The organism is Streptomyces sp. NPDC049813, assembly GCF_044465085.1.
Lineage (GTDB): Bacteria > Actinomycetota > Actinomycetes > Streptomycetales > Streptomycetaceae > Streptomyces.
The window spans coordinates 214178-226987 of record NZ_JBITLI010000008.1 but is presented as its reverse complement, the minus strand read 5'-3'; the positions used below and the strand labels follow the sequence as shown (position 1 = coordinate 226987).

General features: G+C 74.7%; 11 protein-coding genes. 2 read left to right on the top strand and 9 right to left on the bottom strand.

Annotated features, from left to right (window positions below; all coding sequences use genetic code 11):
- The first annotated feature begins 8 nt into the window (after positions 1 to 8).
- On the top strand, positions 9 to 374 hold the full coding sequence (locus tag ACIBW6_RS19010; protein WP_399060928.1) for an ATP-binding protein: 366 nt from the start codon (positions 9 to 11) through the stop codon (positions 372 to 374).
- Between the two features lie 26 nt (positions 375 to 400).
- Here the strand turns inward: ACIBW6_RS19010 and ACIBW6_RS19005 are convergent, their stop codons facing one another.
- The 6 genes from ACIBW6_RS19005 to fmt form a co-directional block, all read right to left on the bottom strand.
- Positions 401 to 1843 carry a GuaB1 family IMP dehydrogenase-related protein gene (locus ACIBW6_RS19005; RefSeq protein ID WP_399060927.1) on the bottom strand — a complete coding sequence of 481 codons (1443 nt, stop codon included), beginning with the start codon at positions 1841 to 1843 and terminating at the stop codon, positions 401 to 403.
- Positions 1844 to 2010: 167 nt separating this feature from the next.
- A complete protein-coding gene (locus tag ACIBW6_RS19000; protein WP_399060925.1) occupies positions 2011 to 2349 on the bottom strand; it encodes a barstar family protein in 339 nt (112 codons plus the stop codon).
- Positions 2342 to 3322, bottom strand: coding sequence for a sugar-binding transcriptional regulator (locus ACIBW6_RS18995; protein WP_399061079.1), 981 nt, complete (start codon positions 3320 to 3322; stop codon positions 2342 to 2344). The genes ACIBW6_RS19000 and ACIBW6_RS18995 overlap by 8 nt, the downstream gene beginning before the upstream one ends.
- A gap of 157 nt (positions 3323 to 3479) precedes the next feature.
- Positions 3480 to 4163: a ribulose-phosphate 3-epimerase gene (rpe, locus tag ACIBW6_RS18990; protein WP_399060923.1), complete on the bottom strand. Its 684-nt coding sequence runs from the start codon at positions 4161 to 4163 to the stop codon at positions 3480 to 3482.
- Positions 4164 to 4302: 139 nt separating this feature from the next.
- Complete coding sequence (locus ACIBW6_RS18985; RefSeq protein ID WP_399061077.1) at positions 4303 to 5673, bottom strand: RsmB/NOP family class I SAM-dependent RNA methyltransferase; 1371 nt, start codon at positions 5671 to 5673, stop codon at positions 4303 to 4305.
- Between the two features lie 291 nt (positions 5674 to 5964).
- A complete protein-coding gene (fmt, locus tag ACIBW6_RS18980) occupies positions 5965 to 6894 on the bottom strand; it encodes a methionyl-tRNA formyltransferase (protein WP_399060921.1) in 930 nt (309 codons plus the stop codon).
- 267 nt (positions 6895 to 7161) lie between these two features.
- On the opposite strand from fmt, the gene ACIBW6_RS18975 reads away from it, so the two are divergent.
- On the top strand, positions 7162 to 7704 hold the full coding sequence (locus ACIBW6_RS18975; RefSeq protein WP_399060919.1) for a hypothetical protein: 543 nt from the start codon (positions 7162 to 7164) through the stop codon (positions 7702 to 7704).
- A 190-nt stretch (positions 7705 to 7894) separates the two neighbouring features.
- On the opposite strand, the gene ACIBW6_RS18970 is transcribed toward ACIBW6_RS18975, so the two are convergent.
- The 3 genes from ACIBW6_RS18970 to coaBC all read right to left on the bottom strand — a co-directional run bounded on the left by ACIBW6_RS18970 (position 7895) and on the right by coaBC (position 12771).
- Complete coding sequence (locus tag ACIBW6_RS18970; RefSeq protein ID WP_399060917.1) at positions 7895 to 10039, bottom strand: primosomal protein N'; 2145 nt, start codon at positions 10037 to 10039, stop codon at positions 7895 to 7897.
- Positions 10040 to 10145: 106 nt separating this feature from the next.
- Complete coding sequence (gene metK / locus ACIBW6_RS18965; RefSeq protein ID WP_399060915.1) at positions 10146 to 11354, bottom strand: methionine adenosyltransferase; 1209 nt, start codon at positions 11352 to 11354, stop codon at positions 10146 to 10148.
- Positions 11355 to 11565: 211 nt separating this feature from the next.
- The gene (gene coaBC / locus ACIBW6_RS18960) at positions 11566 to 12771 is read right to left on the bottom strand and encodes a bifunctional phosphopantothenoylcysteine decarboxylase/phosphopantothenate--cysteine ligase CoaBC (RefSeq protein WP_399061075.1); all 1206 of its coding nucleotides are present in this window, start codon (positions 12769 to 12771) and stop codon (positions 11566 to 11568) included.
- Positions 12772 to 12810 lie beyond the last annotated feature (39 nt).

Below are 12810 nucleotides of genomic sequence, written 5' to 3'. Positions count from 1 at the left end.
TGTCAGCTATGGAGATCGTGGTGGACGGCCCCGTGACGGGGACACAGGCCAGGAGCGCGGCAGCCCGGTTCCTCGCCGAGCACTGCCCGTGGGCCGACGCCGACGCGGTCCTGCTCGTCGTGTCGGAGCTGGTGACGAACGCGGCCCGGCACACCGGCGCCCTCGGGCGGCTGCGGCTGCGGGTGGACGCGGGCGGCCTGTCGGTGACGGTGGAGGACGGCGACCCGCGCCCGCCGGTGCCGCGCGCGCCGGACCTGGGCGGCGGGGGCGGCTTCGGCTGGCACATGGTGGAGCGGCTTGCGGAGCGGCTCGCGGTGCTCCCGGCGCCGGGCGGCAAGCGCATCGAGGCGGCGTGGGCGGCACCGGCCGTCTGAGCCGGGCCGCCCCGCGCCCCTGAGGATCAGCTCCAGCTGGCGTGCAGCGGCTTGCCCTCGGCGTAGCCCGCGGCGGACTGGACGCCGACGACGGCCTTGTCGGCGAACTCGGCGAGCGAGTTGGCACCGGCGTACGTGCAGGACGAGCGGACCCCCGCGATGATCGAGTCGATCAGGTCCTCGACGCCCGGCCGCTCCGGGTCGAGGAACATCCGGGAGGTGGAGATGCCCTCCTCGAAGAGCGCCTTGCGGGCGCGGTCGTAGGCGGACTCCTCGGACGTCCGGTTCTTCACGGCCCGCGCGGAGGCCATGCCGAAGGACTCCTTGTAGGCGCGGCCCTTGGCGTCGTGCTGGAGGTCGCCCGGGGACTCGTAGGTGCCGGCGAACCAGGAGCCGATCATCACGTTCGACGCGCCGGCGGCGAGCGCCATGGCGACGTCGCGCGGGTGGCGGACCCCGCCGTCGGCCCAGACGTGCTTGCCGTACTTCGCGGCCTCGGCGGCGCACTCCATGACGGCGGAGAACTGCGGGCGGCCGACGCCGGTCATCATGCGCGTGGTGCACATGGCGCCGGGTCCGACACCGACCTTGATGATGTCGGCGCCGGCCTCGATCAGGTCCTTCACGCCCTCGGCGGCGACGATGTTCCCCGCCACGATCGGGACCCGCGGGTCGAGCGCGCGCACCGTCCTGATGGCGCTGATCATCGACTCCTGGTGGCCGTGGGCCGTGTCGATGACGAGGGTGTCGACGCCCGCGTCGAGCAGCTGCTTGGCCTTGCCCGCCACGTCGCCGTTGATGCCGACCGCGGCGGCGATGCGCAGCTTGCCCTCGGCGTCGGTGGCCGGGGTGTAGAGGGTGGCGCGCAGGGCGCCGGTGCGGGTCAGGATGCCGGCGAGCTTGCCGTCCTTGCCGACCGCGGGCGCGTAGCGGCGGTTGGCGCCGTCCAGCTTGTTGAAGGCGTCGCGCGGGTCGATGTCCGCGTCGAGCAGCAGCAGGTCCCTGGACATGACCTCGGAGAGCTGGGTGAAGCGGTCCACGCCGGTCAGGTCCTGGTCGGTGACGACACCGACGGGGCGCAGCTCGTCGTCGACGACGACGCCCGCGTTGTGCGCGCGCTTGGGCAGCAGCGCGAGGGCGTCGGCGACGGTCTGGGTCGGCGCGAGGACGATGGGGGTGTCGAGCACCAGGTGGCGGGTCTTGACCCAGGAGATGACCTCGGTGACGACCTCGATCGGGATGTCCTGGGGGATGACGACGAGGCCGCCGCGGCGGGCGAGCGTCTCGGCCATCCGGCGCCCGGCGATCGCGGTCATGTTGGCGACGACCAGCGGGATGGTGGTGCCCGTGCCGTCCGGCGACGAGAGGTCGACGGCCTGCCGGGAGCCGACGGCGCTCCGGCTCGGCACCATGAAGACGTCGTCGTACGTCAGGTCGTACGCGGGCTTGATGTCATTGAGGAAACGCACGTGCGGACATCCCAGTCGGTAGAAGGGGCCCCCGGGAGGAGCCCTCCGGGGCACAAAGCACGTACTTCATTTTCCCACGGCCCCCTCGGCCCCGTCTCCGGGCCGAACGTCCCAAGGTCGTGGGGCCGGCTCGGATGATCATCCAAGCCGGGTGGGGCGGGTGCGGCTCAGACCAGCCCGAGCGCCACCGTGAGGGGCGCCTCGCTCCCGCGGCGCCGCCGGACCGCCTCGGTGAGCACGTCGCGGGCCGTCGCCCACTGACCCGGTCCGCGGGTCTCGAACGCCTGCCAGCCGGTCACGACGAGCACCAGGCCCCGGCCGGAGTCCGGCCACTGGCCGGGGTCGGCGAGCGCGTCCGCCAGCGCGTCCCAGTTCCGGCCGAACCAGTCGGGCAGCCCCAGGACGGTGGCGCAGCGCTCCATGAAGGCGGCCTTGTCCGCGACGCCGTCCAGATCGAGGAAGCGCACGGCCGCCGCCTGTCCCTGCGGCGCCCGCGGCTCACTCATCCGGATCGGCCCGCTGCAGGGCGGACCTGGGGGCGGTGCCCGCCGCGAGCAGGAAGTCGGCCGCCGCGGTGTCGGTGACCAGGCTGGTCACAAGCCCGGACCGGAGCACGGCGTCGATGGCGGCGGCCTTGCGCTGGCCGCCCGCGATGGCCACGACCTCAGGTATCCGCCGCAGCCGGTCGGCCTCGACCGTGATGCACCGCTCCCCCAGGTCCCGGCCGACCCGGCGGCCCTGCGCGTCGAAGAGGTGGGCGGACATCTCGGCCGCGACCCCGAGGGACGCGTAGTGCGCGCGCTCCTCGTCGCTGAGCATGTCGTGCACGGTCGAGATGCCGGGCTCCCAGGAGCCGATCGACACGCAGGCCACGGTGACCTTGTCGAAGTACTCGAAGGCGCGGGCGATCCCGGTCTGGTTGCGCAGCGCCGACGCGGTGGCGGCGTCCGGCAGCAGCATGGGCGCGTAGATGGGGTGCGCGTCCCCGCCCGAGACCTGGGCGGCGCGCCGCACCGCCTCCACCGAGCCGCGCTCGGCGGTCCCGGCGTCGTACACCCCCGTGAGCTGCACGACGGTGCACGGCGGGAGCCGGTCGAGGGCGGCGGCCATGTGGATGGTGGAGCGGCCCCAGGCGAGGCCGAGGACGTCGCCCTCGGTCACCAGTTCGCCGAGCAGGTCCGCGGCGACCTCGCCGAGGTTCTCGGGGTCGGGGGACTCCTCCGCCTCGGCGGGCGACTCGACGACCACGGCGTGCCGCAGGCCGTACCGGGCGCGCAGCGCGTCCGAGCGCTCGGCGTCCAGCTCGGCCGGGACCCGGATCTCGATACGGACGAGATCTCGCTCCAGGGCGGTCTCCAGGACCCGGGCCACCTTGAAGCGGCTGACGCCGAACTCCTCGGCGATCTGGATCTTGGACTTGCCCTCCAGGTAGAAGCGACGGGCCATGGCCGCCGCCTGCACCAGCTCCGCGGGTCCCATCCGCAGGGCTGACCGACCTGCCGATGATGCGGACACGGCGATCTCCTCACTGCTCTTCTGCACGACTCACTGCGTTCACAACCGGGATACGTCGTTCATCCTTGCAGATCCCGCGGGCTTGATCAGCCCTGATGGACGGCGTTCACGTATCCGTGGCTCAGTGGTCGCATGCCCACGCCGCGGATGCCGTCGCGCCCTGCGCCCGGGTGCGCAGTGCACGTACCGCCTCGGCGGGGTCGTCCGCCCCGTACACGGCCGATCCGGCGACGAAGACGTCCGCCCCGGCCTCGGCGCACCGCTCGATCGTCGACGCGGAGACGCCCCCGTCGACCTGGAGCCACAGTTCGAGGCCGTGCTCGGCGATGAGCTGCCGGGTCCTGCGGATCTTCGGCAGCATGATGTCGAGGAAGGCCTGGCCGCCGAAGCCGGGCTCCACCGTCATGATCAGCAGCATGTCCAGCTCGGGGAGCAGGTCCTCGTACGGCTCGATGGGCGTCGCCGGCTTCAGCGCCATGGAGGCGCGGGCGCCCTTGGCCCGGATCTCCCGGGCGAGGCGGACCGGGGCGGCGGCGGCCTCGGCGTGGAAGGTGACGGACCCGGCCCCCGCTTCGACGTACTGCGGTGCCCACCGATCGGGGTCCTCGATCATCAGGTGGCAGTCCAGCGGGGTCTCCGTCGCCCGTGCCAGGGACTCTACGATCGGCACCCCCAGCGTGAGGTTGGGGACGAAGTGGTTGTCCATGACGTCGACATGGAGCCAGTCGGCGCCCTCGACGGCCTTGGCCTCGTCGGCGAGGCGGGCGAAGTCCGCGGACAGGATGCTGGGGTTGATCTGAGCCATGCCCCCACCCTGCCATGCCCGGCGCCCCGCACCCGCCCCGGTCCGTACCTGTCCGCGCAACCGATGCCGAGCCGTGCCCTGCCGTGCCCCGCCGTGCCCTGCCGTGCCCCGCCGTGCCCTGCCTTGACCGCCGGAGCGGTCAGGCGGTGCGCCGGATCAGCGCCAGGTACATCGCGTCGGTGCCGTGCAGATGCGGCCACAGCTGTACGTCCGGGCCGTCCCCGACGGCGGGCACGTCCGCCATCAGCGGCCGCGCGTCGAGGAGTTCGGCCCCGCCGGAGGCCTTCAGCACGTCGTCGACGACGGACCGTGTCTCGGCGAGGTGCGGCGAGCACGTCGCGTAGCCGACGACGCCGCCGACGCGCACCGACTCCAGGGCCGTCCGCAGCAGCGACCGCTGGAGCGGGGCGAACCCTTCCAGGTCCTGCGGGCGGCGCCGCCAGCGCGCCTCGGGGCGGCGGCGCAGCGCGCCGAGCCCGGTGCAGGGCACGTCCACCAGGACCCGGTCGAAGGTGCCGGGCCGCCACGGCGGCTGGGTGCCGTCGGCGGCGATCACCTGGTACGGCCCCGGGTTCCCGTCGAGCGCCTTCGCGACCAGCCCGGCGCGGTGCGGCTGCTTCTCGGCGGCGAGCAGGGTCGCCCCGCGCTCCGCGGCGAGCCCGGCCAGCATGGCTGCCTTGCCGCCGGGGCCCGCGCAGCCGTCGAGCCACTTCTCGTCCGGGCCCTCCAGCGGCGCGTTCGCGAGCGCAAGGGCGACCAGCTGGCTGCCCTCGTCCTGCACCCCGGCCCGGCCGGAGCGCACGACGTCGAGCGCCCCCGGCTCCCCGCCCTCGGCCAGCCGCACCGCGTACGGCGACCAGCGCCCCGGCAGCCCGGACTCCTCGCCGACCTCGGCGAGGACGGCCTCGGCCGTGGTCCGCCCCGGCCGGGCCACGAGCGTCACCTCGGGCCGCTCGTTGTCCGCCTCCAGCAGGTCCTCGATCCCCGCGCGACCGCCGCCCAGGGAGTCCCAGAGCGCGGAGACGACCCATCGCGGATGCGAATGCACCACGGCGAGGTGCTCCTCGGCGTCCTCGTCGTAGGGCGGTGCGACCCGTTCGAGCCAGGTGTCGAGATCGTCCCGGGAGACCTTGCGCAACACGGCGTTGACGAACTTGGCCCGGCCGTCGCCGAGCACCACGCGGGCCAGCTCGACGGAGGCGGACACCGCGGCGTGCGTGGGGATGCGGGTGCCGAGCAGCTGGTGCACGCCCAGGTTCAGCACGTCGAGCACCGGCGGGTCGACCTCGCGCAGCGGCCGGTCGATGCAGGCCGCCACGATCGCGTCGTACGTGCCCTGGCGGCGCAGCGTCCCGTACACCAGCTCGGTGGCGAGCGCGGCGTCCCGGTTGTCGAACTTCTCGGGCCCCTCCTTCTCGCGCGCCTTGCGCAGCAGCGGGGGCAGCACGAGGTTGGCGTAGGCGTCCCGCTCGTCGACGGCGCGCAGCGCCTCGAAGGCGAGGATGCGCACCGGGTCCTTCTGCGGACGGCGGTGCGGCTTGCCGGTCCTGGCCGGCTTCCCGGACTTGCCGCCGTTCCCGGCCTTGCCGGGAGTGCCTGGCGTCCCGGCCCCCGAGCCCCGGCCGGTCTTGCCGGACGGGTGGGGACGGCGGTCGGACGAGGTCGGCTGGTCGCTCAAAGGTGCTCCGCTGGTGGGTCGTACGGGCGGTACGCCGAGGGGGTCCGCCGGGATGAACCCTCCCAGCCTACGTCGCGGGCGCCGGCCGGCCGCCGGGCCCCCGCGGGGGGGGGGGCGGCCGGCTCAGCCGAGCTGCTCTCCCGAGGCGATCCGCACGCCGCGCGCCCAGTCGGCGGCGGCCATCGGCTTCTTGCCCTGGGCCTGCACCCACAGCAGCTCGACGGCGTGCGACCCGGTGCCGACGTACAGGTTCTTCTTGCCCACGCCCAGCTCGCCCGGGGCCAGGTCGGTACGGTCCGGGGCGAGCACGGCCGTGCGCACCTTCAGCCGCTCGCCGCGGAACCCCGTCCACGCGCCGGGGGCCGGGGTGCAGCCGCGCACCACCCGGTCGACGCGGAGCGCGGGCGCGGCCCAGTCGATCCGGGCGTCGTCGACGGTGATCTTCGGGGCGAGCGAGACGCCGTCGGCGGGCTGCGGCTCGGCCCGCAGGGAGCCGTCCTCGATGCCGTCCATCGTCGCGACCAGCAGCCCGGACCCGGCGAAGGCCAGGCGGGTCAGCAGGTCGCCGCTGGTGTCGGTGGGGCGGACCGGTTCGGTGACGGTGCCGTAGACGGGCCCGGAGTCCAGGCCCTCCTCGATGAGGAAGGTGGAGGCGCCGGTGATCTCGTCGCCCGCCATGACCGCGTGCTGCACGGGCGCGGCCCCGCGCCAGGCGGGCAGCAGCGAGAAGTGCAGGTTGACCCAGCCGCGGGCCGGCACGCCGAGGGCGACCTTCGGCAGCAGGGCCCCGTAGGCGACGACCGGGCAGCAGTCCGGGCCGATCTCGCGCAGCCGGGCGAGGAACTCCTCCTCGCGCGGCCTGCCCGGCTTGAGCACCTCGATCCCGGCCTCCTCGGCGCGCTCGGCGACCGGGCTGGCGACGAGGCGGCGGCCGCGCCCCGCGGGGGCGTCCGGCCGGGTGACGACCGCGGCGACCTCGTGCCGGTCGGAGGCGATCAGGGCGTCCAGAGCGGGGACGGCGACCTCGGGGGTGCCGGCGAAGACGAGCTTCATCAGGGACTGACGGCCTCTCGGGTCAGGGTCATGGGCAGCGCACCAGTCTATGGCGGCCCGGTCCCGGGCACACATGGGGCGCACGCCTGAACGTGCGCCCTGTGCATATGCGGATGCGCCGGAACAGCGTGACCCCACACCTGATGGCGCGTTGGTCAAGAAAGAGTTGACCAGTCCAGGGGCCGTGACCACTCGGTCGGCAGCGGAAGTCGTCGTTGCGGCGAGCGCGGCCCCCTCCTTCACATCGCCGGTTCGAGAGGCTTGTCTATGGCCGACCACGCCACCCACGACGCCCAGGCACGGGCCAGCCTGCACCTGCTGGTGCGGGACATCGAGCGGGTCCGCCGGCAGGTGGACGCCCTGCGCACCCTCACCGCACAGCTCGGCAACGTCTACCGCCCGCGCCGCTCCGGCCCCTCCGCGGGGTTCGTCGTCTACGGCAGGGCCCCCGCCCCGACCGTCCGTCTCGCCCAGGAGCTGCGGGACAGCGTCGAGACGCTGGTGACCGCCGCCGTGGACTTCGACCGCTCGCTGGGTTTCTCGTGGGACGCGGTGGGCTCCGCCCTGGGAGTCACCAAGCAGGCGGTGCACCGCCGTTACGGGGCCCGCAGGGCCGTCACGCAGGCGGCCGCCGACGCCGAGCGGGCCACCGACACGCCCGCGGCGGCCCGTCCCGCCCTTCCGCTCGGCGCGGGCCCGCTCCCGTCGGTGCCCGCCGCCCGCGCCATGCCGAGCCAGCCCACCGCGGGGAGCCCCGGCCTGCGCGACGAGGCCCGCCCGGGCGCCTTCCCGGGCCCGCGCAACGGTTGAGCGGAGCTCCCGGACTGCCTCCCCGCACCGCGTGCGGGGAGGCAGTGCTGCGTCAACCACTTCTCCCCCGGCCGACACCGCTGCCCCTCGGTCACGCCTCCGCGCCCCGGCCGCACCCACCGCGCCCCGGCCGCCCCCACCGCGTCACCCCCCGCTGACGCCCCCGCGTCACCCCCCGGCTGACGTCCGGTCAGCCGATGTCGAGGGGGTCCACCCGTACGCGCACCGGGTCGACCCCACCGCGGGCCATCCGCGCGGCCTGCGCCTGCTTCAGGGCGCGGGCGAGCGCGGCCCCGCTGCCGGGTGGCACCCGGACCAGGACGCGCTCGCCGGGCGCGGTGGCCGGGGGCGCCCCGGGGCGCCGCGCACCGCCCGGCCCCGCGTCGGGCAGCGGCACCGGACCCAGCACCTCGGCGTCCGCGGGCAGTTCGACCGCGGCGAGGAAGTCGGTGAGCGCGGCCGGGGCCCCGCTCACCGAGGCCATCCGGGAGACCGGCGGGAAGCCCAGCTCGGACCGGTCCGCGAGCTCCCGCACGGCGTGCCCGGCCGGGTCCCAGCGCACCAGGGCCTGCACCGGACGCAGCGTCGGCTCCGCCATGATGACGACGGTGCCGCCCGCCTCCTGGGGCCGGACCAGGGCCGCCGCGGCGATCCAGCGGCGCAGCGCGTCCTCCCCGGCCCGCAGATCGGGCCGGCCGAGCATGGCCCACCCGTCGAGCAGCAGCGCGGCCGCGTACCCGCCCTCGGCGACCGGCTCGGCGCCGGGCGTGCTCACCACGAGTGCGGGCTCGCCCGAGACCGTGTCGAGCACCTGCTCGCGCCCCGACGTGCGCACCGGCACCGTGGAGAAGGCCCGGCCCAGCTCCTCGGCGGTGCGCCGCGCCCCGACCACCTGGGCCCGCAGCCGGGTGCCCCCGCACGTGGCGCACTGCCAGTGCGCCTCCTCGCGGCCGCACCAGCCGCAGGCCAGCACGCCGGTGGCCGCCCGGGCCTCCAGCGGGCCCGCGCAGTGCCGGCACCGGGCGGGCTCCCGGCACCGCTGGCAGGCGAGCCGCGGCACGTACCCGCGCCGTGGCACCTGGACCAGGACCGGGCCCGTGCGCAGGGCGGCCCGGGCCACGTCCCAGGCGATGCTGGGCAGCCGGGCGGCCCGGGCCGCCTCGTCCCTCGCCTCGTCCAGGTCCCCCACGGTCCGCACCAGCGCAGCGGCGCGGCGCACCTCGTCCCGGGGCGCGGCGACCGCCGCCGCCCAGCCGCTGCGCACCAACTGAGCCGCCTCGACGGTGCAGCTCCAGCCGCCCAGCAGGAAGGCACACGCCTCCCGCGTGGCCCGCAGCTCCAGGACCTCGCGCACGTGCGGGAAGGGCGCGCGCTCGTCGCTGTGGTGCCCGTCCCCGTCGTCCCACACCACGACGAGGCCCAGATCCCGTACGGGGGCGAACATGGCGGCCCGGGTCCCCACCACGGCCCGCACGGCGCCCCGGCGCACGGCCAGCCACTCCTGGTAGCGGCGCTGCTGCCCGGCGTCGGCGGTCAGCAGCGCGTGCTGCCCCTCACCGAGGATCTCCCGCAGCGCGGCGTCGACCCGCGCCGCGAGCCGCACGGTGGGCACGACCACGAGCGCGCCCCGCCCCGAGGCGAGCGTCGCCCGGACGGCCCGGGCGATCTCGGCGGCCCACTCGGGCCCGGGGAGCGCGGTCCACACGGCGCGCGGCGCGCCCCCGGCGGCCAGCGCCGCCAGCAGCTCGGCCCCGCGCTCGTAGCGCCGCCACGATCCGGGCTCCGGAGCGGACGGCGGGGGCGGCGGGTCCGGGTACTCCCGCGCCTCCGCCTTGGCGTGCCGGGGCGGCACCGCGAGCTGGAGCACGTCCGCGAGGCTGCCCGCGTAGCGGTCGGCGACGGCCCGCGTCAGCCCCAGCAGACCGGCGTCGAGCACCGGTTCCGGCGACACCACCTGGGCCAGCGCGGCCAGCGGGCCCTGGTACTCGGCCTCCGCGACCCGCTCCAGCAGGAACCCGTCGATCAGGCCGCCGCCCTCGCGCCGCCCGTCCCGCACGTTCTTCGAGCCGGCGCCGAACCGCACCCGCACGCGGACGCCGGGCTGCGCGACGGCGTCCAGCTCCTCGGGGACGGCGTACTCGAAGTACCGGTCGAGGTGGAGCACGCCCTTGTCGACGAGGACCCGGGCCACCGGCAGCTCCTTGGCGAGGGCGGCCCCCCGCCAGGTCCGCGGCTTCGCCTTCGGCGCCTTGGCCTTGCGCACGCTCTCCCGGATGAACGCCAGCTGCTCCGGCTCGCCGCCGGACCGCCCGGACGTGTCGTTCTCGCTGCTCACAGCTGCATTCCTACCAGAGGGGACCGACAGCGCACCGTCCGGGAAAAACGCCGGAGGCCCGGCCCTCCGGTAGGAGAGCCGGGCCCCGCGGGCGCCGGGTGCGGGACTACAGGCCCGCGGCCTTGCGCAGCGCGTCCACGCGGTCCGTCTTCTCCCACGTGAAGTCGGGCAGCGGGCGGCCGAAGTGACCGTAGGCGGCCGTCTGGGAGTAGATCGGGCGCAGCAGGTCGAGGTCGCGGATGATCGCGGCCGGGCGCAGGTCGAAGACGTCCGTGATGGCGGCCTCGATGGTGTCCGTGTCGACGGTGTTGGTGCCGAAGGTCTCGACGAAGAGGCCGACGGGCTCGGCCTTGCCGATCGCGTAGGCGACCTGGACCTCGCAGCGGGCGGCGAGGCCGGCGGCCACCACGTTCTTCGCGACCCAGCGCATCGCGTAGGCGGCGGAGCGGTCGACCTTCGACGGGTCCTTGCCGGAGAAGGCGCCGCCGCCGTGCCGGGCGTAGCCGCCGTACGTGTCGATGATGATCTTGCGGCCGGTGAGGCCCGCGTCGCCCATCGGGCCGCCGATCTCGAAGCGGCCGGTCGGGTTGACCAGCAGCCGGTAGCCCTCGGTCTCCAGCTTGATGCCGTCGTCCAGGAGCGCCTTCAGCTCCGGCTCGACGACGAACTCGCGGATGTCGGGGGCGAGCAGCGAGTCGAGGTCGATGTCCGAGGCGTGCTGCGAGGAGACCACGACGGTGTCAAGCCGGACCGCCTTGTCACCGTCGTATTCGATGGTGACCTGGGTCTTGCCGTCGGGGCGCAGGTACGGGATCGTCCCGTTCTTGCGGACCTCGGAGAGGCGGCGCGACAGGCGGTGCGCGAGGTGGATCGGGAGCGGCATCAGGTCCGGCGTCTCGTCGCACGCGTAGCCGAACATCAGGCCCTGGTCGCCGGCGCCCTGCTTGTCCAGCTCGTCGTCGTCGCCCTCGACCCGGTTCTCGTACGCGGTGTCGACGCCCTGCGCGATGTCCGGGGACTGCGACCCGATGGAGACGGAGACGCCGCACGAGGCGCCGTCGAAGCCCTTCTTCGAGGAGTCGTAGCCGATCTCGAGGATCTTGTCGCGCACGAGCTGCGCGATCGGCGCGTACGCCTTGGTCGTGACCTCGCCGGCCACGTGCACGAGGCCGGTGGTGATCAGCGTCTCGACGGCGACGCGGGAGGTGGGGTCCTCCCGCAGCAGCGCGTCGAGGATGGTGTCGCTGATCTGGTCAGCGATCTTGTCGGGGTGACCCTCGGTCACGGACTCCGAGGTGAACAGGCGACGGGACACAACGCTCCCTGTGGTTGCAGCGGCTGCTGGCTGATCATTGATGGACTGCCGGGAGCTGCGCCCGGCGGCGTCCGAGACCAGTTTATCGGTCACGCTCGGCCGCCGGACCCCGCGTCTCGGTAGATGGAAACGCTGTGACCTGCGACACGGCATTCTGCGATATGACGAACGGTCTCCGGAAGACTACTGGGCGCCCCGAATCACCGGGTTTTCAGACACGCCGGGCGACTTCGTCCCAGATCCGGTCCGCGAGTGCGTCCTTCGGGCCGTGCGGAACGGGCGTCTCCGAGCCGTCGGCGCCGAGGATGACGGCCTCGTTCTCCTCGGCCCCGAAGGTCTTGCGCTCCCCGACCTCGTTGACGACGAGCAGGTCGCAGCCCTTGCGGGCGAGCTTGGCGCGGCCGTTGGCGAGGACGTCGTCGGTCTCGGCGGCGAAGCCGACGACGACCTGGCCCGCGCGCTGCCGGTCGGCGGCGACCTCGGCGAGGATGTCGGGGTTGCGGACGAGGGCGATCGGGGCGGGTTCCTCGCCGTCCTTCTTCTTGATCTTGCCGCTCGCACGGACCGCGGGGCGGAAGTCGGCGACGGCCGCCGCCATGACGACCGCGTCGGCGTCGGCGGCCGCCTTCAGGACCGCCTCCCGCAGCTGGAGCGCGGTGCCGACGTGGACCACGTCGACGCCCGCCGGATCGGGCAGCGCCGCGTTCGCCGAGAGCAGGGTGACCCGGGCGCCGCGGGCGACCGCCGTACGGGCCAGCGCGTAGCCCTGCTTGCCGGAGGAGCGGTTGCCGAGGAAGCGGACCGGGTCGAGGGGCTCGCGGGTGCCGCCCGCGCTCACGACGACGTGCTTCCCGGCCAGGTCGGAACCGGCCGCACCGGCGCCGCGGGCCAGCACACGGCGGGCGTACTCGAAGATCTCCACCGGGTCGGGGAAGCGACCCTTTCCGGTGTCGACGCCGGTCAGGCGGCCGACCGCGGGCTCGATGACGAGGGCGCCGCGGCGGCGCAGCGTGGCGACGTTCTCCTGGGTCGCCGGGTGCTCCCACATCTCGGTGTGCATGGCGGGCGCGAAGACGACCGGACAGCGGGCCGTCAGCAGGGTGTTGGTGAGGAGGTCGTCGGCGAGGCCGTGGGCCGCCTTGGCGAGCAGGTCGGCGGTGGCCGGGGCGACGACCACCAGGTCGGCGTGTTGACCGATCCGCACGTGCGGGACCTCGTGGACGGAGTCCCAGACCTCGGTGGAGACCGGGTTGCCGGAGAGGGCCGACCAGGTCGCGGCGCCGACGAAGTGCAGCGAGGAGTCCGTGGGGACGACGCGCACGTCGTGGCCGGACTCGGTCAGCCGTCGCAGCAGCTCGCAGGCCTTGTAGGCGGCGATCCCGCCACTGACCCCCAGAACGACCTTCGGCTTGTCCACCGTCTCCACCGTCCGTGCTCCCCGCGCTCGTGTGTGTAC